Origin of the sequence: Methylobacterium sp. WL8, from assembly GCF_008040045.1 — a bacterium.
GTDB classification, from domain to species: Bacteria; Pseudomonadota; Alphaproteobacteria; order Rhizobiales; family Beijerinckiaceae; genus Methylobacterium; species Methylobacterium cerastii.
Window position 1 is genome coordinate 1 of sequence record NZ_VRVF01000072.1, and the last position, 25,388, is coordinate 25,388.

21 protein-coding genes, 2 tRNA genes and 1 pseudogene are annotated in these 25,388 nt (G+C 73.2%); 13 read left to right on the top strand and 11 right to left on the bottom strand.

The features are described 5' to 3' along the window. The first annotated feature begins 150 nt into the window (after positions 1-150). Positions 151-888, top strand: coding sequence for a hypothetical protein (locus FV234_RS20680; protein ID WP_187273748.1), 738 nt, complete (start codon positions 151-153; stop codon positions 886-888). A gap of 315 nt (positions 889-1,203) precedes the next feature. On the opposite strand, the gene FV234_RS20685 is transcribed toward FV234_RS20680, so the two are convergent. The 4 genes from FV234_RS20685 to rocF all read right to left on the bottom strand — a co-directional run bounded on the left by FV234_RS20685 (position 1,204) and on the right by rocF (position 3,650). Beyond that, positions 1,204-1,279 (bottom strand) — tRNA-Asn (locus FV234_RS20685). Positions 1,280-1,543: 264 nt separating this feature from the next. Then, a tRNA-Cys gene (locus FV234_RS20690) sits at positions 1,544-1,617 on the bottom strand. A gap of 198 nt (positions 1,618-1,815) precedes the next feature. Further along, positions 1,816-2,613, bottom strand: coding sequence for an urease accessory protein UreD (locus FV234_RS20695; RefSeq protein ID WP_238272317.1), 798 nt, complete (start codon positions 2,611-2,613; stop codon positions 1,816-1,818). Between the two features lie 89 nt (positions 2,614-2,702). Then, positions 2,703-3,650, bottom strand: a complete 948-nt coding sequence (rocF, locus tag FV234_RS20700; protein WP_147754563.1) for an arginase — start codon at positions 3,648-3,650, stop codon at positions 2,703-2,705. A 286-nt stretch (positions 3,651-3,936) separates the two neighbouring features. Here rocF and FV234_RS20705 point away from each other — a divergent pair, with 286 nt between their 5' ends. Beyond that, complete coding sequence (locus FV234_RS20705) at positions 3,937-4,251, top strand: DUF2171 domain-containing protein (protein WP_246686256.1); 315 nt, start codon at positions 3,937-3,939, stop codon at positions 4,249-4,251. A 10-nt stretch (positions 4,252-4,261) separates the two neighbouring features. Here FV234_RS20705 and FV234_RS20710 read toward each other — a convergent pair whose 3' ends face one another. The 3 genes from FV234_RS20710 to selB form a co-directional block, all read right to left on the bottom strand. Beyond that, the gene (locus FV234_RS20710; protein ID WP_238272316.1) at positions 4,262-5,047 is read right to left on the bottom strand and encodes a GDSL-type esterase/lipase family protein; all 786 of its coding nucleotides are present in this window, start codon (positions 5,045-5,047) and stop codon (positions 4,262-4,264) included. Between the two features lie 210 nt (positions 5,048-5,257). Further along, the gene (locus FV234_RS20715; RefSeq protein WP_147754561.1) at positions 5,258-5,731 is read right to left on the bottom strand and encodes an anaerobic typically selenocysteine-containing protein; all 474 of its coding nucleotides are present in this window, start codon (positions 5,729-5,731) and stop codon (positions 5,258-5,260) included. A gap of 352 nt (positions 5,732-6,083) precedes the next feature. After that, positions 6,084-7,985: a selenocysteine-specific translation elongation factor gene (selB, locus tag FV234_RS20720; protein WP_147831359.1), complete on the bottom strand. Its 1,902-nt coding sequence runs from the start codon at positions 7,983-7,985 to the stop codon at positions 6,084-6,086. Positions 7,986-8,361: 376 nt separating this feature from the next. Here selB and FV234_RS20725 point away from each other — a divergent pair, with 376 nt between their 5' ends. The 4 genes from FV234_RS20725 to FV234_RS20740 all read left to right on the top strand — a co-directional run bounded on the left by FV234_RS20725 (position 8,362) and on the right by FV234_RS20740 (position 13,259). After that, positions 8,362-9,945: a CYTH and CHAD domain-containing protein gene (locus FV234_RS20725; RefSeq protein WP_147831361.1), complete on the top strand. Its 1,584-nt coding sequence runs from the start codon at positions 8,362-8,364 to the stop codon at positions 9,943-9,945. Between the two features lie 244 nt (positions 9,946-10,189). Further along, a complete protein-coding gene (locus FV234_RS20730; protein WP_147831363.1) occupies positions 10,190-10,651 on the top strand; it encodes a Tellurite resistance protein TerB in 462 nt (153 codons plus the stop codon). A 97-nt stretch (positions 10,652-10,748) separates the two neighbouring features. Beyond that, positions 10,749-12,008, top strand: a complete 1,260-nt coding sequence (locus FV234_RS20735; protein WP_147831365.1) for a Zn-dependent hydrolase — start codon at positions 10,749-10,751, stop codon at positions 12,006-12,008. A 3-nt stretch (positions 12,009-12,011) separates the two neighbouring features. Continuing rightward, entirely contained in the window at positions 12,012-13,259 is a 1,248-nt protein-coding gene (locus tag FV234_RS20740; RefSeq protein WP_147831367.1) for an allantoate amidohydrolase, read from the top strand. Positions 13,260-13,268: 9 nt separating this feature from the next. Here FV234_RS20740 and FV234_RS20745 read toward each other — a convergent pair whose 3' ends face one another. The 4 genes and pseudogenes from FV234_RS20745 to puuE form a co-directional block, all read right to left on the bottom strand. After that, positions 13,269-14,471: a DUF1501 domain-containing protein gene (locus FV234_RS20745; RefSeq protein WP_147831369.1), complete on the bottom strand. Its 1,203-nt coding sequence runs from the start codon at positions 14,469-14,471 to the stop codon at positions 13,269-13,271. 9 nt (positions 14,472-14,480) lie between these two features. Further along, a complete protein-coding gene (locus tag FV234_RS20750) occupies positions 14,481-15,959 on the bottom strand; it encodes a DUF1800 domain-containing protein (RefSeq protein WP_246686257.1) in 1,479 nt (492 codons plus the stop codon). 118 nt (positions 15,960-16,077) lie between these two features. After that, positions 16,078-17,712, bottom strand: a complete 1,635-nt coding sequence (locus tag FV234_RS20755; RefSeq protein WP_147753850.1) for an aromatic amino acid ammonia-lyase — start codon at positions 17,710-17,712, stop codon at positions 16,078-16,080. Between the two features lie 58 nt (positions 17,713-17,770). Beyond that, a pseudogene (gene puuE, locus FV234_RS20760) lies at positions 17,771-18,682 on the bottom strand (allantoinase PuuE); the annotation flags it as partial. 159 nt (positions 18,683-18,841) lie between these two features. On the opposite strand from puuE, the gene FV234_RS20765 reads away from it, so the two are divergent. The 7 genes from FV234_RS20765 (at position 18,842) to FV234_RS20795 (ending at position 25,206) form a co-directional block, all read left to right on the top strand. Next, entirely contained in the window at positions 18,842-19,312 is a 471-nt protein-coding gene (locus FV234_RS20765) for an ureidoglycolate lyase (protein ID WP_147831375.1), read from the top strand. A 186-nt stretch (positions 19,313-19,498) separates the two neighbouring features. Beyond that, complete coding sequence (locus tag FV234_RS20770; RefSeq protein WP_147753853.1) at positions 19,499-19,696, top strand: DUF4089 domain-containing protein; 198 nt, start codon at positions 19,499-19,501, stop codon at positions 19,694-19,696. A gap of 4 nt (positions 19,697-19,700) precedes the next feature. Beyond that, positions 19,701-21,107 (top strand): AtzE family amidohydrolase, encoded by a 1,407-nt coding sequence (locus tag FV234_RS20775; protein WP_147831377.1) that lies wholly within the window; start codon positions 19,701-19,703, stop codon positions 21,105-21,107. Continuing rightward, entirely contained in the window at positions 21,107-21,487 is a 381-nt protein-coding gene (hpxZ, locus tag FV234_RS20780; RefSeq protein WP_147764366.1) for an oxalurate catabolism protein HpxZ, read from the top strand. Before FV234_RS20775 ends, hpxZ begins: the two co-directional genes overlap by 1 nt. A gap of 128 nt (positions 21,488-21,615) precedes the next feature. Further along, positions 21,616-23,235, top strand: coding sequence for an ABC transporter substrate-binding protein (locus FV234_RS20785; protein ID WP_147831379.1), 1,620 nt, complete (start codon positions 21,616-21,618; stop codon positions 23,233-23,235). An 83-nt stretch (positions 23,236-23,318) separates the two neighbouring features. Then, positions 23,319-24,272, top strand: a complete 954-nt coding sequence (locus tag FV234_RS20790) for an ABC transporter permease (protein WP_147754528.1) — start codon at positions 23,319-23,321, stop codon at positions 24,270-24,272. A 4-nt stretch (positions 24,273-24,276) separates the two neighbouring features. Beyond that, complete coding sequence (locus FV234_RS20795) at positions 24,277-25,206, top strand: ABC transporter permease (protein WP_147754529.1); 930 nt, start codon at positions 24,277-24,279, stop codon at positions 25,204-25,206. Positions 25,207-25,388 lie beyond the last annotated feature (182 nt).

A 25,388-nucleotide genomic window follows, 5' to 3' on the forward strand; every position in this document is an offset into this window, starting at 1 on the left:
GGGTCTCTCGGGTTCGGGGTTGGTCGTCGCAACCCGACCCTACCCGGCAACCGCCGATGACCACCCCTCAGCTACACCACCGCCTGGGACACGACCCCACGCCGCCCGCGCCCACCCTTCCTGCTTCGCGAGACGAGCCGTCACGGCAGCGTGGTCTGGTACGTGCGGCGCGGCGCCGGGCCGAGGATTCGGCTTCGAGCCGAGTATGGGTCGACGGCATTCTGGGAAGAGTACCGGGCGGCGGTCGACGGGCGGACCCTGGTTGAAGCGGTCGCGCCTGCCTCAGGCGCCGGCACGCTGAAGTGGCTGATCGAGCGGTACATGGTCCACAGCGCGTGGACGAAGGATCTGTCCGTCGCCACCCGCGGCCAACGCAGCGGCATCCTGAAGGCCGCGGTCGCGATCGCCGGCCACGAGCCGGTCTCGGCGATCAATAAGCGATCGATCCAGGAAGGCATGGAGCGCCGGCGCGAGAAGCCGCACGGCGCCAACAACTGGCTCAAGACGATGCGCGGTCTCTTCGCGTGGGCCGTCGAGAACGGGCACGCTACCAGCGACCCGACGCATGCGGTGAAGCTGCTGGGCGGCCCGAACGATCGCAACGGCTTCCACACGTGGACCGAGGAGGAGGTGGCGCGCTTCGAGGGGCGATGGCCGCTCGGGACACGCGAGCGCGTCGCCCTCGACGTCCTGCTCTACACGGGCCTGCGCCGCGGCGACGCCGCTCGGATCGGGCGGCCGCATCTGCGCAACGGCGTCCTGCGCCTCGCGACCCAGAAGACTAGCCAGGAGGTTTCGATCCGGGTGCTGCCGGCGCTGGCGATGACGCTCGATGCCGGACCAATCGGCGACTCACGTTCATCGCGGGCGAGCGCGGCCGGCCCATGACGAAGGAGAGTTTCGGCAACTGGTTCCGCGAGGCATGCCGGCTGGCGGGCGTGCCGGGTGCCGCCCACGGCCTGCGCAAGGCGGGTGCGCGGCGCGCAGCGGAGGAGGGGGCCACGGAAGCGGAGCTGAACGCCTGGTTCGGATGGGCGGAGGGGAGCCGGGAAAGCGCGACCTACGTGCGCGGCGCCAACCGCACAAAACTCGCCGAACGGATCGCGGAACGGGCCGAAGCTCGAATGTCTATCCCCGCACCACCTGACCCGGTGCGGGGTTCAGGGCGAAAAGATCAATCCGGGGAATGGCTTGGAAAGGTGATGGCTCCCCGAGCAGGACTCGAACCTGCGACAAGGCGATTAACAGTCGCCTGCTCTACCAACTGAGCTATCGGGGATCACGGGGGGTGCTCTACACAGCGCCGTTGCGGGGCGCAAGGGCCTCGGGCGGATGTTTCGCATTTCGCGGGCGGCGCGCAGGGCGGCGCGCAGGAACCCGCGGCGGCGGCGTTGCGCCCGGGCCACACGGACCCGTGCCGGGGAGGGCGCCAGACCGCGGAACGCGGGCGGACGGCCGCTCGCGGCGCGCGAGACGCATGGCGCAGGCGGTGGATCGCGAAGGGAAGGATCGATCGGGAAACGACGGTCGCGGGGTCGTGCGATGGAGGCCTCGCCCGGAATCGAACCGGGGTGCAAGGATTTGCAGTCCTCTGCGTAACCACTCCGCCACGAGGCCTCGTCGCTCCGGCGCCGCCGTCGAAACGGGGCGCCCGCAAGATCCCGTGCCGGGCGGCCGGCGCGGGGTGAGGGGTCTCTAGCAGACGAGGCGGGCGCTGAGCAACGCCCGCGAGGCGGTATCTCAGGGCAATCGCTCGAAAGCCCTGGCCTTGGTTTCTGACGCCCTCGATCGCTGGCGATCGACAGCTCGCGAACCTCAGGCCTGCCACACCCGCGGCAGCGGGACGCCGCGGTAGCGCACGAGCAGGCGGGCGGCGAGGGCGCGCAGCGGCCCGAGATCGGCGGCGAGCAGCCGGATCGCGAGGTGGCCGTTCCAGGCGCTCGCGCCGGCCTCGACGCCGGCGCCGTCGTTCGCGCCGCCTTCCGCCAGCAGGCCGCGAACCTCGTCCAGGCGCGCCTCCGCCCCGGGGGAAAGGTCGAGCAACGTGGCGCAGGCCCCGGCGCCGCCGCCGATCGCGGGCCGCGCGAGGCGGGCGGCGATCGGGCCGTCGAGGCGGAGGCTGTCGGCGTAGACGAGGCGCCCGGCCCGCCGGATGCGCCAGACGTCCTCGAACAGCCCCGCCTCCACCCGCTCGCCGCGGGCGGCACGGCCGAAGGCCACGGCCTCGAACACCAGTAGCCCGGCATCGGGCGCGAGGTCGGCCTCGAAGCGGCGCCGCAGGCGGGCGCGGTCGAACAGGATCGTCTCCTGCGGCAGCCAGGCGAGCCGGGCGCCCGGGCCGAGGTCGACGCGGTTCGCGATTCCGCTCACCGGCCCGTCCGAGCGGTAGACCTTCTCCGCAGCGGTCGTGGTCATGACGAGGTCGGCGCCGGCCTCCAGCGCGACCGCGACCGCGAAGTCGTCGCCGCAGGCGATGCCGCCGGCGGTGTTGACCAGGATCGCCTCGGGGGTGCCGCCATGCGCGCGCGGGAAGCGCAGGCGCGAGGGGCCGGATTCGGCAAGGTCCGCGACCCGCGTCGCCGTCCCCACCCCGTCGGCCGCGACGCGCAGCATCACCCGGCCGACCGAGCGCTGGCGCAAGGGCGGGCTGGCCGCGCCCGGCGCGGCGGCGCCCGCAGGGTCGGGTCGGGCCTGGCCCTCGCTCATCCGCGCGTCGCGGGCGCCGGCACCGCGGCGATCGGCGGGGTCGGGCGGTCGAGGATGCGGCGGCCGAACAGGCTGGCGACCAGTTCCACCAGCACGCGGGCGCTGCGGCCGCGCTCGTCCAGGAACGGGTTGAGCTCGACCACGTCGAGCGAGCCGACGAGGCCGGAATCGTGCAGCATCTCCATGATCAGGTGCGCCTCGCGGAACGTCGCCCCGCCGGGCACCGTGGTGCCGACGGCCGGCGCGAGGCCGGGATCGAGGAAGTCGATGTCGAAGCTGACATGCAGGTGGCCCGAGGCCGCCGCGACCCGCTCCAGGCTGCGCCGGAGCGGCGCCACCACGCCGAACTCGTCGATGTGGCGCATGTCGGTGACCTCGACGTTCCGCGCGGCCACGAGCGCCCGCTCGCCGGCATCGATCGAGCGCAGGCCGAACAGGTGGACGCGGGTCGGGTCGAGGGCGGGGCGGCCGGGGTCGGCGAACAGGTCGGACAAGCCGGGCTCGCCGCAGAGCGCCGCCAGGGGCATGCCGTGCAGGTTCCCCGACGGCGAGGTCTCGGGGGTGTTGAAGTCGGCATGCGCGTCGAGCCAGAGCACGAAGAGCGGCCGGCCGGTCCGCGCGCAGTGGCGCATCGCCCCCTCCACGGTCCCGAGCGACAGGCTGTGGTCGCCGCCGAGGACCACGGGCAAGTCGCCCGCATAGAGCGCGGCCTCGACCCGCCGGGCGAGCGCGCGGGTCCAGGCGGCGACGGCCGGCCTGCCGACGGCGTCGGCCGGCCCGTCGGGCACCACGTCGCCGTGGTCGGCCACCGCGTGGCCGAGGTCGCGCAGGGTGCGGACGAGGCCGGCGGTGCGCAGGGCGGCCGGGCCCATCACGGAGCCGGGCTCGCTGGTGCCGACCTCGGTCGGCACGCCGAGGATCGCGATACGTTCCGGCCCGTCCATTCCCACCCCGTTCCTGCGGCGTCCTGCCGGTCGCCGCGCCTCATGACAGGCTTCGGCGACGAACCCGTGTCCGGGCACTCGCCAAGGGCTTTAGCCGGGAACGGCCCTCGACACGAAGGCCCACGGGCAAGCCGCGAGCCAGGGGCTGCCGCGGCCGGCGCGGAAACGGGGAAACGCGCCGGGGCGCGGGCGGTTGGGAGGGACGCCGACCGCGACGCATCGAAGGAGATCGCCCATGCGGGACCGTTTACAGGCCTCCCCTCGCCGAACCGCCGCCTGCCGAGCCTTGGCTTCTGCCGCGGCGATCCTGCTCGCGCCCGCGGCCTTCGCGCAGACCACGCCGGTGGCGGGAGCCGCCCGCGTCACCGCGCACATGGAGGTGGTCGGCGCGGACGGGGCGCATGTGGGCACGGTCGACACGGTCGAGGACGGGACCATCGTCCTGGCCGGGACCGACCGGGATGCGGGCGGGCGGCCTCACGTCATCCCGATCGCGTGGATCGGCACGGTGGACGGCAAAGTGCTGCTGACGAAGCCGGCGGCCGAGGCGAAGGCGCAATGGGATCGGGTCGGCAGGCCGGGCGGCGACCCGAAGCGCTGAAGCTCCGCCCTTACTCGGCGACCGCCTCGGTGACCTGGACGCGGCCGGCATCCTCGATGATCGCGGCGGCTGCCGCCTTGGCGAGCATCGCGTAGCCGCGGTCGGCCATGTGGAGGCCGTCGGCGGAGAAGAGCTGGTTGTGGGTCAGCTTGCCGTCGCGGATCCAGCCGCGCATCAGGTCGGCGCGGCGGATCACCGGCACGTCGAGTTCGTCGCCGATCTCGCGCACGGCGTCGCGGAAGCGGTCGGAGCCGGGGGTGGCGTCGAGCTTCGGGCACCATTGCGGCTCCATCAGAACCACGTCGATGCCGGCCTCCTGCATGCGGCGCACGGCGCTCACCGTCGCCTCGCGGAAATGCTCGATGGACACGCCGCGAAGGGGGTCGTTGCTGCCGGTCTGCCAGATCACGAGCTGCGGCTCGGCGGCGATCACGTCGCGGTCGAGGCGGCGCAGCATGTCGTCGACGTGCTCGCCGCCGATGCCGCGGTTCAGCACCGTGATGCTGGCGGCGACGCTCGGCAGGGCGGCGCGCAGGTCCGCCTGCAGGCGGGCGGGGTAGGCGTTGGCCGGCGTGCTGGCGCCGATGCCCTCGGTGGAGGACGAGCCGAAGGCGACGATGCGCAGCGGCGCGCCGATGGCGATCTGCCGGGCGACGTGCGGCAGGTCGATCTCGGCGCCCGCGTCGTGGAAGCCGAAATCGAACGGAGCCGGGAGGAGGTCGGCGTAGGCGAGCACCGCGCTCGGCAGGACGAACAGCCCGGTGAGCAGCGCGACGCCGCGAATCAAGCCCCGCAGGGGTTTCGTGACGCGGCGGGCGGACACGGTGTTCGGCACGGGCACCATCGGAGCGTTCGGGCTAGCAGGGATCGAATACGATCCTACGGGACCGATCGAAAGGTCCCGTCTGCAACACCTGTTGAATTCCGATTGAATTCGTAACGCAAAATTAAGGCTGAATTCCGGTGATGCCGTCTCCGCCCGCCCGCGCCCTGCCGCCCGACTCGGTCAGTTCGCCGGCGGCGTGAGCACGAGCTTGCCCACGAACGGCGCGTTCTTGTTGGCGGTGCTGGTGCAGGCGAAGTCGTGGTTTCCGGCCTCGAGCGTCCGCACGCGCAGGGTGCCCTGGCCGTCGCGCTTGACCAGGTAGCCCTTCTCGCTGGCGACGTGCACGAGGTCGCCGTCGGCGTGGAGCACGTGGCCGTTCTCGAACAGGCCGTCCGCGGTGATCGTCACCGGCGTGTCGGCGTGGCTGACCACGTGCAGGGCGACGTCGGTGTTGGCGGGCAGGCGCAGCTCCGCCGGGGCGCAGACCGGCTTGCCGTTCTCGGCGGTGATCGTCAGCTCGACCGGCGGCATCACGGAGCTCGACGGCGCGGGCAGGGGCTTGCCTTGGGTAAGGGGCTTGCCTTGGGCATGGCCGGAGACGGTCCCGAGGAGGAGGATGGCGGCCGCGGCGAGGTCGCGTCGAAGAAGCTGCATGAAGGTCTATCCGGAGAAGCGTGAGCGGCAGGCGGCGCGCGGTCGCGCCGCCTCGGGATAGGAGTGGAATGGCAGCCGGGGCATGCGAGTTCCGGCACGCGACGCCGCACCGGCGGCTCGCGGAGCGGTCCGGCGGAACCGGCCTCGACCGCGCGGCGGCCGGTGCATCAGCACCGCGTCGCTGCCGTGGACGGCCTCTCCGTCGTCGGCATGCTCCTGCTCTGGACCGGGGCTCGGTCCGCTCCTCCGGCATCGCCCAGGACACCGCATCCCTCGCCGACGCGATCGCCGGACCCGCCGCGGCGCGGCCGCTTCCGATCGCCCGCCGAGACGGCCAAGCCCCGGCGAGGGCCTACCCGACGATCACCCGCCGGTCGCCGGCCCGGCGGGTGAAGCCGGTGGCGTCGAGGTGCTCCAACAGCGGGATCGAGAACTTTCGCGAGATCCCGAGCGCCGCTCCGGCCTCGCGGGCGAGGAAGCCGGATTCCGGGCCGGTCGCCTCGGGGAAGGTGGCGCGGAGCTTGGCCCGCGCCTCCTCCACCGCCGCCTTGTGGAACAGCACGGCGCGGCGCTGCACCCGGTCGACGGCGCGGATCACCGTGCCGGCGCCGACGAGGTAGGTCAGCGCCTCGCGGCGGCGCACGTCGCGCCCGACCGCCTCCGCCTCGTCGGGCGGCGTGAGGCCGGCTTGGCGGAACAGGGCCTCGAGGCGCCGGGCGACCTCGCTCTCGTTGCGGGCCGGGTTGAACCCTGCGCGGCGGAAGAGGGCGGCGCCCTGAGTGCCCCCTGATGCGACGTCGCCGGTGGCGACGAGGTCGCGCAGCGCCGCGGCGGCCACCGGCTCGGCGAGTCCGAGCGCCCTGACGATCCGCTCGACCGGCAGGCCGTGCTCCATCGGCTGGTCGCGATGGTGCCCGTCCAGCACCGCCAGGATCGCGTCGCGAAGGCTCGCGAAGGCCGGTCCGCCGAGGATGCGCTCGCCGACCTCGCGGGCGCCGAGCGACGGCAGCAGCGCCCGCACCCGGTCGGGCGCCGCGCCGCCGACGCGGGCGAGGTCGCCCAAGGCGGCGCCGGCCGCCCCCGCTTGCGCGAGGCGGATCGCCAGAGCCTCGGCCGGCCCGCCTTCGGCAAGCGCCGCGAGGTCGGCGAGCACGCGGGGGTCGTGGCGTTTGCGGCGGCGGCTTTCGGGATCGAGCACCCGCCCGCCGGCCACCGTGGTCGCGGGTGAATCGCGGCGCAGGATGAACGGCTCGCGCGCCGGCACGGTGACGGCGGCGTCGAGGTGGAGCTGCGCCGGCGCCGTCGCGCCGGGCTCCAGCGCGTCGCGGTCGAGGAGGCGCAGGCGCGCGCCGACCTCGCTGGTGCCGAACAGCAGCCGCAGGGCCGTGCCTCCGGGAAGCGGGTCGCCGCCCGGGCTCGCGATGAGCGAAACGTCGAGCCAGCGCGACGACGCCAGGAGGTCCGGCGGCGCGAGTGCCTGCCCCCGGGCGATGTCGGACAGGCCGACGCCGCGCAGGGCCACCGCCGTCCGGCGACCGGGCTCGGCCGTCGTCACGGCGCGGCCGTGGATCTGCAGGCCGCGCACCGTCGCCGTGGCGCCGCCCGGCACGATCGCGACCGCGTCGCCGACGGAGAGGCGCCCGCGCCGGAGCGTGCCGGTGACCACCGTGCCGAAGCCCGCCCGCGAGAACACCCGGTCCACCGGCAGGTAGGGGAAGCCGTCGTCGGCCCGCGGCGGAGCCTCGTCGAGGAGGGCCGCCAGCGCCTCGGACAGGGCGGGCAGGCCGGCGCCGGTCAGCGTCGAGGTCGCGACGACGGCCGGCGCCTCGAGGCCCGCCCGCGTGGCCGCCGCCGCGACCTCGGCCGCGCGCTCCGCCAGCCGCTCCGGCGCGACGAGGTCGGACTTGGTGAGCGCGACGACCCCGCGGCGCACGCCGATCAGCCGGGCGATCTCGAGGTGTTCGAGGGTCTGGGGCTTGATGCCCTCGTTGGCGTCGACCGCCAGCAGCACCGCGCCCATGCCGGTGGCGCCCGAGATCATCGCGCGGACGAAGCGCTCGTGGCCGGGCAGGTCGACGAGGTCGATCTCGCCGTCACGCCCCTCGGGCGCGAGGAGGGCGAAACCCGGCACGATCGAGACGCCGCGGGCCTTCTCTTCCTTCAACCGGTCGGTCTCGATGCCGGTGAGCGCCCGGACCAGCGCGGTCTTGCCGTGATCGACATGTCCGATCACGCCGACGAGGAGTGTCTTCATCGCTTGCTCGTCACCGTCCCGACCGGGCGTGCTTCCAAAATCGCTGCCGCCGCGCGGCGTTCGTCCGACGACATGGCCGCGCACGCACCGGACATGCAAGCCGTTCCCATGAACGGCCACGTCGCGCCACCTGATCCCGCGACGCGCCCGCCGGGCAGGACCCCACCGCAGTCGATTGCGCACGATAGGTTATCGCATCAGGCTTTTGCACGAAGCGCAGGCGCCACCAAGGGCGAACTTCGCGGATGCGGCGCGGGGTGCGGCACCCTGGCCCCGCGCGTGCTACAGGGCTGCGGACCGCGACGGATCGGAGCAGAGTCCGGTGCGTTCTCGCGGTGACGGGGCTACGGCCCGAAACCAACGGACGACACGCTACATGGACACGCCGCGCGAGATCGAGCTGAAGCTGGACTGCACGGGCCCCGACCTCGCCGCCCTCGGCGCGCACCCGCTCCTGCAGGGGCACGGTGAAGGGCAAGCTGACGGGCACGGCGAAGCCGGAGCCTCCGAGCCGAAGCTTCTCGCGGCGACCTATTACGACACCGAGGACGGGGCGCTGCGCGCCGCCGACCTGACGCTTCGGGTGCGGCGGACGGGGGACACCTTCGTCCAGACGGTGAAGGCGGGCTCGGGCGCGGCCGGACTGTTCGACCGGGCGGAATGGGAGAGCCCGGTCGCCGGCGAGGCGCCCGATCCGTCGGCCTTCGCCGGCACGCCGGTGGCCGACCTCATCGCCGAGGCGAAGGCGCCGGCGCTGGTGGCGCAGTTCCGAACCGTGGTGATGCGCTCGGTCCGGCCGGTGACCTACGGCGCCTCGCGGATCGCGGCGACCCTCGACGAGGGCCGGGTCGAGACGGAAAAGGGCGACGCGCCCCTGTGCGAGCTCGAGCTGGAGCTCGAATCCGGCAACCCCGCCGACCTGTTCGCGCTGGCCCAGGCGCTCGCCGAGACGGTGCCGCTGCGCGTCGGCGTGCTGTCCAAGAGCGCCCGCGGCTTCGCCCTGCGCGACGGCAAGGCCGCACGGCCGAGCAAGTCCGACATGTCGCCGCTGCCGAAGGACGCGACCGGCGGCGAGGCCTTCCGCCACATCGCGCTCGGGTGCCTGCGGCACCTGCGCCTGAACGAGGACGTCTGGCGGCACGCCCGCGACCCGGAGGCGCTGCACCAGATGCGGGTGGCCCTGCGGCGGCTGCGCACCGCGCTCTGGCTGTTCCGGCCGATGCTGGCGGGCGACGACCGCGCGACCGCGCTCGGCGACGAGATCAAGCGCGTCACCGAGCCGTTCGGCCGGGCGCGCAACCTCGACGTGTTCCTCGAGAGCACCCTGCCCGAGGAGATCGCCCGGCGGCCGGACGAGCCGGGGCTCGTCGCCCTGCGCGAGCGCCTGGAGACCGAGCGCGACCGGGCGCACGACGCCGTCGGCGCGATCCTGGCCTCGCCCGAATGGCGCGGCCTGCTCCTCGACCTGCTCGCCTGGATCGAGGTCGGCCCGTGGCGGGAGGGCGCGGGCAAGCTCCGCGACGCGCCTGCCCGCGAGCTCGCCACGGAGGTGCTGGAGCGCCTGCGCCGGCGGATCGCCAAGCGCGGCCGGCACATCGAACGGCTCGACCCGGAGGCGCGCCATCGCGTGCGCATCGCCGGCAAGAAGCTGCGCTACGGTGCCGAGTTCTTCGCGGGCCTCTACGGCGGCCGGAAGGCGCGTCGGCGCCACAAGGCGTTCGCCGCCGCGCTGTCCGACCTTCAGGACCACCTCGGCGGCCTCAACGACCTCGCCACCGCGCACGCGGTGATGGCCGGCCTCGCCGACGAGTCCGGCCCCAAGCCGGACGCCCTCGACGGCCAGGCCCTGTTCGCCGCGGGCCTCGCCACCGCCGACGCCGAGGCGAAGGCAGGCGACCTGCTCGCGGGCGCGGCCGAGGCCCACGGCGCTCTGACCGACCTCAAGCCGTTCTGGCGCTGAAGCGGCCGGCCCACGGCACCTCGACGAGGCCGGACCATGCGGGCCGGGCGCGCCCGTTGGGGGTAGGCGCGCCCGGCCCGACGGTCGGCCGGCATCCGGACCGGGAGGCCGGGCGACGGGGCATCATCGCGCCTGCGTTTTTCTCGATCATGTCCGTTCGACGCGGGCCGTCATCGGTGCAACACGGACCGCCCGGGTTCTGTTATCCCCCCGACGCATCGGCGACCCCAAAGACCCGGTTCCCATGAGCTTCCTGAAAGACATCTTCGGCCGCCTGACCCAGGCGGTGACGGCCTATGCCGGCGACAAGGGCTTGATGCTGGCGGCGGTCTCGGCCGCCGCCAACGTCATCGTCGCCGACGGCGAGGTGGCCGGCGCCGAGTTCGAGACGGCTTTGGCCGGCCTCAAGGCCAACCCGATCCTCGAGAAGGGCTACGACACCCTGATGCTCGAGGCCGAGCTCTACGACGGGATCGCCCGCGCCCGGACGCGGGCGGGCCGGGCGGAGAACCTGCGCCACGCGTCGGCGCTCGCCGACCGGGCGCAAGCGCTTCGCGAAAACGTCTTCCTGATCGCGGCCGACGTCGCCGACCAGGACGGGATCAGCGGCATCGAGGCGGTGGCGCTGGCCGAGATCGCCGCCGCGCTCGGCGTCGACGGCGACGCGCTGCTCGGCGCCTCGCCGGTGCGCCGCCCGGTGCCGTGATCCCGGGCGGCGGCCGGACGGGCACGATCCTTGCCGGCCGCCGGGCCGTCACGCGGGCATCGTGACACGAGACACACACGCGAACACGGAGGCCAGGATGGCCGGCACGGCGAAGACCCATAACCTGCGCGTCGACGGCTCGCGCCTGTGGGCGACGATCGCGGAGACGGCGCGGTTCGGCGCGACGCCGGCCGGCGGGCTCAACCGCCTCACCCTGTCGCCGGAGGACGGCCAGGTCCGCGACTGGTTCCGGGACGCCTGCCAGGCTGCAGGGCTCACGGTGCGGGTCGACGCCCTCGGCACCCAGTACGCCCTGCGGCCCGGGCGCGACGCGAGCCGCCTGCCCGTCGCCTTCGGCTCGCACCTCGACACCCAGCCGACCGGTGGCCGCTTCGACGGCATCCTCGGCGTGCTGGCCGGGCTGGAGGCGATGCGCGCCCTGAACGACGCCGGCATCGAGACCGAGGCGCCGCTGCTGCTGGTCAACTGGACCAACGAGGAGGGCTCGCGCTTCGCCCCCGCGATGATGGCGTCCGCCGCCTATGCCGGCGACTTCACCACCGACGAGATCCTGGACAAGACCGACGCGGCCGGCATCACCGTCGGCGATGCGCTCGACGCGATCGGCTATCGCGGGACCGACGCCGTGGGCGACCAGGCGATCGGCGCCTTCGTCGAACTGCACATCGAGCAGGGGCCGATCCTGGAGGCCGAGGGCCTGACCGTCGGCGTGGTCGAGGGCGGGCAGGGCATCGCCTGGTTCGACGGCACGATCACCGGCTTCGAGGCGCATGCCGGCACCACGCCGATGCCGCGCCGCCGCGACGCGCTGCTCGGGCTGGCCGAGATCGCGCTCGCGGTCGAGCGGATCGCACGCGCGCACGCGCCCACCGCCGTCGCGACCGTCGGCGAGGCCGTGATCGGCGCCCCCTCCCGCAACGTGGTGCCGGGGCTGGTGCGCTTCACCCTCGACGTGCGCGACCCGAAATCGGAGGTCCTCGACGCGATCGAGGCGGAGCTGCGCGCGAGCCTCCCCGCGATCGCCGAACGGCGAAACCTCGCCGTCGACCTCGCGCGGATCTGGCGCAAGGAGCCGGTGCCGTTCGATCCGGGCGTGATCGCGGCGGTGGATGCCGCGGCCGAAAGCCTGGGCCTTTCGCGCCGCCGCATGGTCTCGGGCGCCGGGCACGACGCCTGCAACCTCGCGGGCCGGGTCCCGACCGCGATGATCTTCGTGCCGTGCAAGGACGGCGTCAGCCACAACGAGTCGGAGTCGGCGACGCCGGCCGACTGCGCCGCCGGCGCCGACGTGCTGCTGCAGACGGTGCTGACCCTCGCCAACGCGCCGAAGGCCTGATCCGTGGAGGCCCCGACCCGGCAGGCGTTCGCCCCCCGCATCCAGCGGCGGCTCGACGCGCTGGCCCAGATCAGCGCCGAGCCCGGCGCGATCACCCGCCTCTACCTCACCCCCGAGCAGGCGCGGGCCGAGGCCCTGGTCGCCGGCTGGATGCAGGAGGCCGGGATGCGGGTGCACCGCGACGCCGTCGGCAACCTGATCGGCCGCGTCGAGGGCCGCGAGCCCGGCGGCCCGGCCCTGGTGATCGGCTCGCACCTCGACACCGTGCGCAACGCCGGCCCCTACGACGGGCCGCTCGGCGTCGTCGCCGGGATCGCTTGCGTCGCGGCGCTGCTGCGCGAAGGCCCTCCGCCGGTCGCGATCGAGGTGGTGGGCTTCGCCGACGAGGAGGGCGTGCGCTTCGCCGCCACCCTCACCGGCAGCCGGGCCTTCGCCGGCCATCTCGACCCGGCGGCGCTCCGCACCCTCGATTCCGCCGGCACGACGCTCGCCGCCGCGATGCGCGAATACGGCCTCGACCCGAAGGCGGTGCCGGGCGCAGCGCGGCGCCCGGACGAGATCCTCGGCTACGTCGAGCTCCACATCGAGCAGGGGCCGATGCTGGAGCGCGAGGGGCTGCCCGTCGGCCTCGTCACAGCGATCAGCGGGGCGAGCCGCCTGGAGATCACCCTGTCGGGCGAAGCCGGCCACGCCGGCACCGTCGCCATGACCGAACGCCGCGACGCGCTCGCGGGCGCCGCCGAATGCATCCTGGCGATCGAGGCGCGCTGCCGCGGCGAGGAACACCTCGTCGGCACCGTCGGGCGCATCCAGGCGCTGCCCGGCGCGGTCAACACCATCCCGGGCCAGGCCAAGTTCAGCCTGGACCTGCGCGCGCCCGACGACGCGCAGCGGCACGCCGCCCTCGCGGACATCGACGGCGCCTGCAAGCGCATCGCGCTCCGCCGCCGGCTCGGCTTCGGCATCGCCCTCCTGCACGAGGCGGAGGCGGTGCCCTGCGACCCGGGCATGACGGCGCTGGTCGAGGCGGCGATCGTCGCCGAGGGCCATCCCGTCCTGTCGCTGCCGAGCGGGGCCGGCCACGACGGCATGGCGGTGGCGGCGATCGCGCCGATCGCCATGGTCTTCGTGCGCTGCCGCGGCGGCGTCAGCCACAACCCGGCCGAGTTCGCGAGCCTGCCCGACATCGAGGCCGGGACCCGGGTGCTGCTCGGGACGGTTCGCGGGTTCCTGGCGCAGCGGGCGGGATAGCGCCGCGGATCAGACCAGCCCGAGGTCGGCCGGCGCCGCGTCCGCGAACACCCGCCGGAGGCTCGCCGGATCGAGCCCGTAGAGGCGCCGCAGCAGCCCGGCGAGCAGGCTGCGGTAGTCGGTGAGCACCGGGTGATCCCGGTTCTGGAACAGGTGCGCCTCGTCGGACCGCACCTGCGGCCCGGCGATGCGGCCGCCGCGAACCCCGCCGCCCAGCACCCAGTAGACGCTGCCGTGCCCGTGATCGGTGCCGCGGTTGCCGTTCTCGCGGAAGGTGCGGCCGAACTCGGAGAGCACGACCACCACCGTGTCGGTCCAGACGGGGCCGACCTCCTCGACGAAGCCCGACAGGCCGCGGCCGAGCTCGCCGATCCGGTCGGCGAGGTAGCCGGTGGCCGCGCCCTGGTTCACGTGCGTGTCCCAGCCGCCGACGTCGACGAAGCCGAGGTTGAACTGTTCGCGCATCAGCCGGCCGATGCGCCGGGCCGAGAGCTCGAAGCCCTTCGGCGAGACGGCGCCGCGATCCGCCTCGGCCTGATGCTCCGAGACCGACTGGTAGACCGCGTCGCGCACGCGGAACCCCTCGGCCACCGCCGCGCCAAGCGGCGTGTCGCGGTACATCGCCGTGATCAGCCCGGCCTGGCGCGCGTCGACGCCGGGCTTGGCGACCCCGTTGATCGCGATGTTGGGCACCGTCTCAGGCCCGCGGAAGATCAGCGGGATCTGCTCGGTGAAGGCGATCGGCCGCACCCGCGTCAGCTCGGCGGCGAGCCGCGCCATGAAGCCCGAATTGTAGTCGCGGGCGGCGCCGACCGTCTGCCCGAGCTCGATCGTGTCCTGGGTCTCGAAATGGCTGCGCGTGAGGTCGTCGGTGCCCGAAAACGGCACGAAGGCGGCCTGCCCCTTCGCGTAGAGCGGCAGGATCGTGTCGCGCAAGCTCGGGTGCAGGCTCCAGTCGGCGTCGAGCGCCAGGGCCGCCGCGGGGTTGGCCGGGTTTGGCCGCGCCACCGCGAGGGTCGGCCGGGCGCGGTAGTAGAAGTCGCCGCCCGTCGGGATCACGACGTTGGCCGCGTCGTAGGCGCCCCGCAGGAACACCACGAGCAGGCGCGCATCCGCCTTCGGCGCGGCCCAGACCCGGCCGGCGACGGTCGCGAGCCCGAGCGCGAGGGAGGCTCGGATCAGGTGGCGGCGGTGCGGGTCGCGCGGGTCCATGGGCGGCCTTCAGCGCATGAATTCGGGGGCGGACAGGAACAGGGTGTTCCAGTCCTGCGGGGAGACGGCGCGGGCGAGGGCGTCCCGGGTCGGGGCGCCCAGCGTCGCCGACAGGGTCGAGAAGTACGGCCCGTTCTGGAGGAGCGGGAAGGCCGGCTCGTCGGGCAGGCCGGGGGCCGGCTTGAACAGGCCGGCGGAGCCCGACCCGATCTGCCGGGCGATCTCGAAGCGCGTCGTCATCTGCCCCGGCCCGTTCCAGGCGGCGGCGCCGAGCGGGTAGCCGTCCGGCGTCGAGCGGTTGAACAGGCCCTCGCCGAGGCGGTTGAGCCAGCCCTGGACCGGCAGGGTGTTGCGGATCGTCCGGTCGTCGTAGGCGAGGCGCACGGCCGAGAGCACGTACCGGACCGGGTCCTTGAACCCGCCCCCGAGGGAGGCCGCGAACTCGGGCGCGTGGACCAGCGCGTCGAGCACGGCGGCGATGTCGCCGTCGCTGCGGGTGAAGACCTGCGCCAGCCGCGCCACCAGGGCGTCCGGGGGCGGGGCCCCCAGGACATAGGTCGCGAGCGCCGCCGACACGGCCCGCGCGGTGGCGGGCGCGCGGGCGATCAGGTCGAGGGCCTCGACGACCTCCGGCCAGCCGCGGCCGCGGATCGCGTGGCCGAGGAAGACCTTGTCACCGTAATCGTGGCGGTTCGGGTTGAATTCGAACAGGCCGGCGCGGACGAGGTCGGCCTGCCGTTCCGGCTTCAGCTTCGGGTCCTCGGGGCGGGCGTCGATGCCGACGCCCGTGAGGATGCGGGCCAGCGCCTCGACGTCGCCCTGCGTGTAGCCGGAGCCGACGCCCATTGTGTGCAGCTCCATCAGCTCGCGGGCGTAGTTCTCGTTGAGATGGCCGGCGGCGTTGTCGGCGTTGTCGAGGTAGCGCAGCATCGCCGGGTGCCGCAGGGTCGCCTCCAGCAGGTCGCGGAAGCGGCCCAGCGCGTGCGGGCGGATCGCCGCGTCGACGTAGTCGCCGACCATCGCCCGCAGGTTCGCCTTGCCCTGGTGGACGTTGAAGCGGTTGAGCCAGAACCAGGTCATGCGCTCGCGCAGCTGGTCGGGGCTCGCCAGCGCCCGCAGGATCGTCGCCGCGGCGGCGTCCCGGGCCGTGGCCGACAGCGCCGCCTGGTAGGCCTGCTGCGCGGCCTTGCGCGCCTCCGGGTCGGGCTCGGCGTTGGCGGCCTTCGCCTGCGCGTCGAAGGCGGAGATCCGCTCGATCAGCGTGCCCTTCGGCGCGAGCGCGTCGACCTGCGCCTGGGCGGCCTCCGGCAGGCGCGGGCTTACGAGGGGATGAAGCTGCTCCTTGAGCCAGCGCTCGCGGCCCTTGGCGCGCAGCTCCGCATGGCTCGCGGGCGAGACGCCCCAGGTCAGGGCATCGAGGAAGGCGGCGTCGCGAAGTGCGGCGTCGGTCGCCGGCGCCGCGCGGGCTGCGACCGGCGCGACGGCCAGGAGCGTCGCGAGCGTCAGACAGGACGCGCCAAGGGCAGGGCGCACGATCGAATCCCCCTCGTTCCCGCCCGATCCAGCGACCCGATTGTGGCGCCGATGCGGTCGCGGGCCGCGGGGCCTATTCCAGCGGGCCGACCGCGGCCTCCACCGCCGCGACCACCGCCCCCGAGCGCACCAGAGCGAGCGCGGCCTCCATCTCGCTCTGGTACCAGCGGTCGCCGGACAGGGCCGGGGCGATGACCTTGCGCACCGCGTCCAGCGCCGCCTGGGTGCCGGAGCCGAGGGGATGCTCCCGGGCCACGTCGGCAACGAGGGAGAGCGCCTGGCAGGCCATCAGGATCTCGCCGGCGACGATGGTCTCGACGTTGGCGACGATGGTGCGGGCCTTGCGCGCGCACCAGGTCGAGTTCGAGACGTGGTCCTCGGCGTTCGACTTGCCGGGGATCGAGTCGACCGAGCCGGGCATCGACAGGGTCCGGTTCTCCATGACGAGGGCCGACATCGTGCATTGCACGGTGGCGAAGCCCGTGTTGAGGCCCTTCTTGCCGGCGAGCAGGTTGCGCGGCAGGCCGTAGCTCATGGTCGGGTCGACGAGGCGCGCGAGCCGCCGCTCCGAGATCGAGCCGAGGTCGGTGGCGGTGATGGCGAGCAGGTCCATCGCCTGCGCCACGTAGGCGCCGTGGAAGTGCCCGGCCGAGATGCAGGTGTAGTGGTCGGCCCCGTCGGCGAAGATCAGCGGGTTGTCGGTGGCCGCGTTGATCTCGGTGCCCATGATGCCGTCGACGTAGGCCAGCGCCTCGCGCACCGGCCCGTGCACCTGCGGCGCGCAGCGCAGCGAGTACACGTCCTGCACCCGCGGCGGCGGGGCTTGGCCGGGCGCGCGGGCCTCGTCGGGGAACACCGTGACGCGGGCGCCTTCGGTGCAGCGCTCGGAATCGCCGATCATCCGCAGCACGTTGCGGGCCGAGGCCGCCTGGCCCTTGTGCGGGCGGGCGGCGTGGACGCGGGGATCGAAGGCGGCCTTCTCCGCCCGCAACGCCTCGAGCGTCAGGGCGAGCGCGACCTCGGCGGCCTTCAGCACCCGCTTCATGTCCTCGAGCGCCAGCACGCCGACGGCGAGCGACACGGTGGAGCCGTTGATCAGAGCCGAGGCGTCCTTGGCCTCCAGGGGGAATTCGGCCGGAAGGCCCGCCAGCGTCAGCGCCTCGCGGGCCGGCATGCGGCGGCCCTCGTAATAGGCCTCGGCCTCCGCGAACCCGCAGATCGCCCCGGCCAGGTGTGCCAGCGGCGCGAGGTCGCCCGACGCCCCGACCGAACCCTTGGACGGGATCACCGGCACGATCCCGGCGTTCAGGCAGGCGAGCAGCCGGTCGACGACGGCGACGCGCGGCCCGGAGAAGTTCGAGGCGAAGGCGTTGGCGCGCAGCAGCATGGTGGCGCGCACCGCCTCCGCGTCGAACGGCTCGCCCATGCCGGTGGCGTGGGCGTAGACGGTGAGCCGCTGGTAGGCCTGCATCTCGTCCATGCGCACGCGCTGGTCCTTGAACAGGCCGACGCCGGTGTTGAACGAATACATCAGCGGCGCGTCGTCGGTCATGAAGTGCGCGTCGATGTAGTCCCGCGCGCCGACGAGGTTCTTTCGCGCGCCCTCGTCCAGGACCGCCTCGGCGCGGTGGCCGGCGGCGTCGGGGCGGGCGACCGCGAGCACGTCCGCTGCGGTGAGGGTGCGGCCGTCGATGGTGGTCGTCGTCATGGGCTGTCTCTCGAAGGGGGGCTTTCCCGGCGGGGGAGCACGAACCGGGCCGTCACGGCGCCGGATGGCGGGCGATCCAGTGGCGGGCGACGTCGAGGCGGCGGGCGAGCCAGACGCGGTCGTGGGCGGCGACGTGGTCGAGGAAGCGGGCGAGCGCCGCCATCCGCCCCGGCCGGCCGACGAGGCGGCAATGCAGGCCGACCGACATCATCTTGGGCGCCGTCGCACCCTCGGCGTAGAGCACGTCGAAGCTGTCGCGGAGGTAGGCGAAGAACTGGTCGCCGGAATTGAAGCCCTGGAGGCTGGCGAACCGCATGTCGTTGGCGTCGAGGGTGTAGGGCACCACGAGGCCGTTGCGCCCGGCCTGCGTCAGCCAGTAGGGCAGGTCGTCGGCGTAGGAATCCGACAGGTAGGTGAAGCCGCGCTCCAGGCCGAGCTCCAGGGTGTGGACCGAGGAGCGGCCGGTGTACCAGCCCTCGGGCCTCGTCCCCGTCACCGCCGCGTGGATGCGGATCGCCTCGTCCATCGCCGCCGCCTCGTCCGCGCGGGAGGCGTCGCGCATGTCGATCCACTTGAGGCCGTGGCTGGCGATCTCCCACTCGGCCTCCCGCATCGCCGCGACGGCCTCCGGGTTGCGCATCAGCGCATGCGCCACGCCGAACACGGTGACGGGTATCCCGCGGGCCGTGAACAGCCGCCACAGCCGCCAGAACCCGGCGCGCGAGCCGTACTCGTAGAGCGATTCCATGTTCATGTGGCGCTGCCCCGGCCAGGGCTGCGCGCCGACGATCTCGGACAGGAACGCCTCGGACGCGGGGTCGCCGTGCAGGATGCAGTTCTCGGCGCCCTCCTCGTAGTTCAGCACGATCTGCACCGCGACGCGGGCCTCGCCCGGCCAGTCGGCCCGAGGCGGGTTGCGGCCGTAGCCGACGAGGTCGCGGGGGTAGGCAGGGTCGCGGGAATCGGTCAACGGATCTGCTCGGGTGGTCGCCAGGCTCCCTCGACGCAAGGACGCGGCCGGGGCCGCCGTCAACCCCGCCCGCGGGATCCGGCCCGAATCCCGCTTGAAGCCGGCGCCCGCCGTGCCCCCTCGGCGCGGCGCCGGAAAGCCGTGAAACCAGGACCGCCGATGCGCACGATCCCGATCGAACCGGTGGACGAGGCCGCCCTTCGGCCCTTCGCCGACCTGCTGGTCGCACCGGACAGCGGGCCGCGGCAGGACCATGCGAGCCCGATCGAGAACTTTCGCGTGGGCGTGGCCGCCAACCTCGCCCTGATCCGCAGCGAGCCGTTCGCCGGCCTGATGCCCCTGACCCGCCTGGAGCGGCATCCCCATTCGAGCCAGGCCTTCCTGCCGCTGGCGGTGGAGGCCTACCTCGTCGTCGTGGCGCCCGACCGCGACGGGCGGCCCGACGAATCCGCGATCCGCGCCTTCCGGGTCCCGGGGCATGCCGGCGTCAACTACCGCGCCGGGGCCTGGCACGCGCACCTGACGACGCTCTCGACCCCCGGCACCTTCGCGATGCTCGTGCACGAGGACGGCACGCGGGAGGATTGCGTGTTCGCCGCCATCGGGCCGGTGACCCTCGGCCCCGATTGATCGATCTGCGCCCGCATGATGCGCAGCGTCAGCCAAATGATTATAAAATAGGCAAATCCGCTCGATCGGATCATGCCTGCGAAATGGGCAGGCGCGATACCAAGCCCCTTACGCGCCGGGTTTGGCGCAACCCTTGCCCGCCGACCCTGCCCCGCTCGGCCCACGCCCTTTCGATGAGGATGCCCGATGACGACCCGCGACGCACCGCTGCCGGATCTCGATGCCTTCGCCTCCGCCAGCGCCGCACTTCTCGGCTTGAGCCTCGATCCCGCCTGGGTCGCGCCGGTGACGGCCAACCTCCGGGTGCTGGCCGCCGCAGCCGACCTCGTCGGCGGCTTCCCGCTGCCCGACGAGGCCGAGGCCGCCCCGGTCTTCGAGGCCTGAGGCGATGGAGCAGAGCACCGACTGGAGCCGGGCCGAGGCCGGTTCGATCGCCGCCGGCGTCGGGCAGGGGCGTGTCCGGGCGCGCACCGTGATCGAGGCCGCGCTGGCGCGGATCGCCCGGATCGACCCGGCGATCAACGCCTTCACCGACGTGACCGCCGACCGGGCGCTGGCCGCGGCCGACGCCCTCGATGCGCGGACGGCCGCCGGCACGCCGCCGGGGCCGCTCGCCGGCGTGCCCTTCGCGGTGAAGAACCTGATCGACTGCGCCGGCCTGCCGACGCGGGCGGGCTCGAAGATCAACCGCGAGCGGGCGCCGGCCGGGCGCGACGGCGCCCTGGTGCGCCGCCTGGAGGCGGCGGGCGCGATCCTCGTCGGCGCGCTCAACATGGGCGAGTACGCCTACGACTTCACCGGCGAGAACGTGCACGACGGCGACAGCCGCAACCCGCACGGGGCCGGCCACATGACCGGCGGCTCGTCGAGCGGCTCGGGCGGGGCGATCGCCGCCGGCCTCGTGCCGCTGACGCTGGGCTCCGACACCAACGGCTCGATCCGGGTACCGTCGGCCTTCTGCGGCTGCTTCGGCTTGAAGCCGACCTACGGCCGCCTGACCCGGGCCGGCAGCTTCCCGTTCGTCAACAGCCTCGACCACCTCGGGCCGATGGCGCGCAGCGTCGCCGACCTGGCGCTCGCCTACGACGCGATGCAGGGTCTCGACCCGGACGACGCGGTGGCGACGGCCCGTCCGGCGGAGCCGGTCCTGCCGGGGCTGGATTCCGGCCTCGGCGACCTCCGGATCGCCGTGGCCGGGGGCTACTTCGCGCGCGGCGGCGACCCGGAGGCGTTCGCGGCGGTGCAGGTGGTGGCCCGGGCGCTGTCCGCGACGCGGGTCGTCGAGATCCCGGAAGCCGCCCGCGCCCGGGCGGCGGCCTACCTGATCACCGCGGCGGAGGGCGCGGCGCTCCACCTCGACCGCCTCCGGACCCGGCCGGAGGATTTCGATCCGGCGGTGCGCGACCGCCTCATCGCCGGGGCGATGCTGCCGGCGCCCTTCGTCGAGCGGGCGCAGCGCTTCCGCCGCTGGTACCGCGGCGCGGTGGCCGACCTGTTCGCGGACGTGGACGTGATCCTGGCGCCGTCCACCCCGTGCCGGGCGCCGCCGCGCGGCCAGACGCACTTCACCCTCGACGGCGTCTCGCTGCCGGTGCGGGCCAACATCGGCGTGTTCACGCAGCCGATCTCGTTCATCGGCCTGCCGGTGGCGGCGGTGCCGGTCTGGCTCGACGGCGGGCTGCCCCTCGGGGTGCAGGTGATCGCCGCGCCCTGGCGCGAGGACGTGGCCTTGCGGGTGGCGCGGGTGCTCGAACGGCTCGGCACCGTCCGCGCCCCGATCGCGGAGCTGGTCTGATGGTGATCGACGATTGGGAGGTGAAGGCCGAGGTCGAGGCGGCGTTCCGCGCCTACGAAACCGCGCTGACGACGAACGACGTGCCGGTGCTCGAGGCGCTGTTCCGCGACGACCCCCGCACCATCCGCTACGGCGGGGGCGAGAACCTCTACGGCATGGACGCGATCCGCGCCTTCCGCCGGGCGCGCTCGCCCGTGGGCCTGGAGCGGACCCTGTCCGAGACGGTGATCACCACCTACGGGCGCGATTTCGCCACCGCGATGACCCTGTTCTTCCGTGCGAGCGCGCCGGGGCGGGTCGGCCGGCAGAGCCAGACCTGGGTGCGGTTTCCCGAGGGCTGGCGGGTGGTCGCCGCCCACGTGAGCCTGATCGACGGGTAGGGCGGCCCCGCCCGCCTGAATAAACAATCAGGGCTTCCGGCCGGTCTGGCCGCGCGCTTGCATGGAGCCGGGCGTCCTCTGCGGCGCCCGGTCACGGGTGGCCGCCCCACGGAGCAACCCCGCCCGACATGCCGTTCCGCTCGATGAAGACCTTCACCGCCCGCGCGGCCTTCGCCGGCTCCCTGATGCTGTCGGCCCAGGCCGCGATGGCCCAGGGCACGCTGCGGATCGGCATGACCGCCTCCGACATCCCGCTGACCACCGGCCAAGCCGACAACGGCGGCGAGGGCATGCGCTTCATGGGCTACACGGTCTATGACGGGCTCATCAATTGGGACCTGTCCTCGGCGACCAAGCCCTCCGACCTCGTGCCGGGGCTGGCCGAGAGTTGGGCGGTGGACGCCGCCGACAAGACCAAGTGGACGTTCAAGCTGCGGCCCGGCGTGAAATTCCACGACGGCTCCGACTTCACCGCCGACGCGGTGGTGTGGAACCTCGACAAGCTGCTGAAGAACGACAGCCCGCAATACGATCCGCGCCAGTCGGCGCAGGGGCGCACCCGCATCCCGGCGGTCGCGAGCTACAAGGTCGTCGACCCGACGACCGTGGAGATCGTCACCAAGGCGCCCGACGCGACGCTGCCCTACCAGATCGCCTGGGTGATGATGTCCTCGCCCGCGCAGTGGGAGAAGCTCGGCAAGTCCTGGGACGCCTTCGCCAAGACCCCGTCCGGCACCGGCCCGTGGAAGCTGACCCTGTTCGCCCCCCGCGAGCGCGCCGAGATGGTCCCCTTCAAGGAGTACTGGGACAAGGCTCGGGTCCCGAAGCTCGACAAGCTCGTGCTGGTGCCGCTGCCGGAGGCCAACGCCCGCGTCGCGGCGCTCCGCTCCGGCCAGGTCGACTGGATCGAGGCGCCCGCGCCCGACGCCGTCGCCTCGCTGAAGGGCGCCGGCTTCACCATCGTCACCAACACCTATCCCCACAATTGGACCTGGCACCTGTCCCGCGTCGAGGGCTCGCCCTGGAACGACGTCCGCGTGCGCAAGGCCGCCAACCTCGCCATCGACCGGGACGGCCTGAAGGAGCTGCTCGGCGGCCTCGCGGTGCCGGCGACCGGCTTCTTCCCGCCCGGCCACCAGTGGTTCGGCCACCCGACCTTCCAGGTGAAGTACGATCCGGCCGCCGCCAAGAAGCTGCTGGCGGAGGCCGGCTACGGCCCGAACAAGCCGCTCAAGACCAAGATCGCGATCTCGGCCTCGGGCTCGGGCCAGATGCAGCCGCTGCCGATGAACGAGTTCGTGCAGCAGAACCTCGCCGAGGTCGGCATCCAGGTCGACTACGAGGTGGTCGAGTGGAACACGCTGATCAACATCTGGCGCGCCGGCGCCAAGGCCGACATCTCGCGCGGCGTGACGGGCATCAACTACTCGTACTTCATCCAGGACCCCTTCACCGGCTTCATCCGGCACCTGCAGTGCAACTTCGCCCCGCCGAACGGCACCAACTGGGGCTACTACTGCGATCCGGCGATGGACAAGCTGTTCGACCAGGTCCGCAACACCTTCGACAAGGCCGAGCAGACGGCCGTGCTGGAGAAGGTCCACGAGAAGTTCGTCGACGACGCGCTGTTCATCATGATCACCCACGACGTGAACCCGCGGGCGATGAGCCCGAAGGTGAAGGGCTTCGTCCAGGCGCAGAACTGGTTCCAGGATTTTTCGAACATCACCATGGCGACGGGGAAGTGAACCACGGCTCTTCCCTCCCCTGAAGCGGGGGAGGGCGCTTCGCGCATCATGACCTGGGATCGGAACAAGGAAACCCGAATCCGATGCTGCTCTACATCCTCAAGCGCCTCGTCGCCGTGACGCCGGTGGCGTTCGGAGTGAGCCTCGTCTGCTTCCTCCTGGTCCACCTCGCGCCGGGCGATCCCTTGAGCGCGATCCTGCCGGCGGACGCGACGCAGGCGACCATCGACGAGATGCGCGCCGCCTACGGCTTCGACAAGCCGCTGCCGGTGCAGTACGCGATCTGGCTCTGGCACGTGCTGCACGGCGACCTCGGCGTCTCGATCGCCACCGGCCGGCCGGTGCTCGGCGAGGTCACCCGCGCGGTGGTCAACAGCCTGATCCTCGCCTCGGTGGCGACGCTGATCGGCTTCACCTTCGGCACCCTGTTCGGGTTCGTCGCCGGCTATCACCGCAACTCGATCCTCGACCGGGTCGCCTCCGCGATCTCGGTCTTCGGCGTCTCGGTGCCGCATTACTGGCTCGGCATGGTGATGGTGATCGTGTTCTCGGCCAACCTCGGCTGGCTGCCGCCGACCGGGGCGGGGCCGGACGGCTCCGGCAACTGGCGGCCCGACTTCGAGCACCTGCGCTTCATCATCCTGCCCGCCGTGACGATGTCGGTGATCCCGATGGGCATCATCGCCCGCACCGTGCGCGCGCTCGTCGCCGACATCCTCGCCCAGGACTTCGTCGAGGCCCTGCGCGCCAAGGGCCTCGACGAGGTCGGGGTGTTCAAGCACGTGGTCCGCAACGCGGCGCCGACCGCGCTCGCGATCATGGGCCTGCAGCTCGGCTACCTGCTCGGCGGCTCGATCCTGATCGAGACGGTGTTCGCCTGGCCCGGCACCGGCTTCCTGCTCAACGCCGCGATCTTCCAGCGCGACCTCCCCCTGCTCCAGGGCTCGATCCTCGTGCTGGCGATGTTCTTCGTCGCCCTCAACCTCCTCGTGGACGTGATGCAGACCGCACTCGATCCGCGCATCGAGCGGGCCTGATCCGATGACAGCACCCGTCACCGCCGCCACCATGGCCCTCGACGGGGGCATCGCCCCCGCGGCGTCCGAAGTCGAGCCCGACGCCTTCGTCGCCTCCCGCGGCTACTGGGGCCATGTTGGCCACCGCCTGGTGCGCGACCCGGTGGCGATCACCGCCGGCGCGGTGATCCTCGCCATCGTGGTCGTCGCGATCCTGTCGCCGTGGATCACGCCGATGGACCCGTATCGCGGCTCGATGCTGCGCCGCCTGAAGCCCGTCGGCGACGCGACCTACTGGCTCGGCTCGGACGAGCTCGGCCGCGACATGCTGAGCCGCCTGATGGTCGGCGCGCGGCTGTCGCTGTTCATGGGCGTGACGCCGGTGCTGATCGCCTTCGTGATCGGCTCGTCGATCGGGATCGTGGCCGGCTACGTCGGCGGCTGGACCAACACGATCCTGATGCGCACCATCGACGTGTTCTTCGCCTTCCCCTCGGTGCTGCTCGCCATCGCGCTGTCGGGGGCGCTCGGGGCCGGCATCTTCAACGCCATCGTCTCGCTGACCTGCGTGTTCGTCCCCCAGATCGCGCGGATCTCCGAGAGCGTCACCACCGGCATCCGGGCGCGCGACTACATCGACGCCGCCCGGCTGTCCGGCGCCTCGGCGCTCACGATCATGCGGGTGCAGGTGCTCGGCAACGTGGTCGGGCCGATCTTCGTCTACTCCACCGGCCTGATCTCGGTCTCGATGATCCTGGCCTCGGGCCTGTCCTTCCTCGGCCTCGGGGTGCGCCCGCCCGAGCCCGAATGGGGCCTGATGCTCAACACGCTCCGCACCGCGATCTACGTGAACCCGACGGTGGCGGCGCTGCCGGGGCTGGCGATCTTCATCGTCTCGATCTCGTTCAACCTGTTCTCGGACGGCCTGCGCAGCGCCATGGAGATCCGCCAGTGACGGGCCTCGTCAGGGACGGAAACCGGGCGAAGCGCGGGTCCCTTCTCCCAGGGGGAGAAGGACAGGATGAGGGGCGTGACCTCTCCGGACGGCGCACGCCCCTCACCCCGACCCTCTCCCACCGGGAGAGGGGGTGGTCCGGAGCCACGCCCGCCGGACGGAGCAGAAATCAAAGCCCCAAG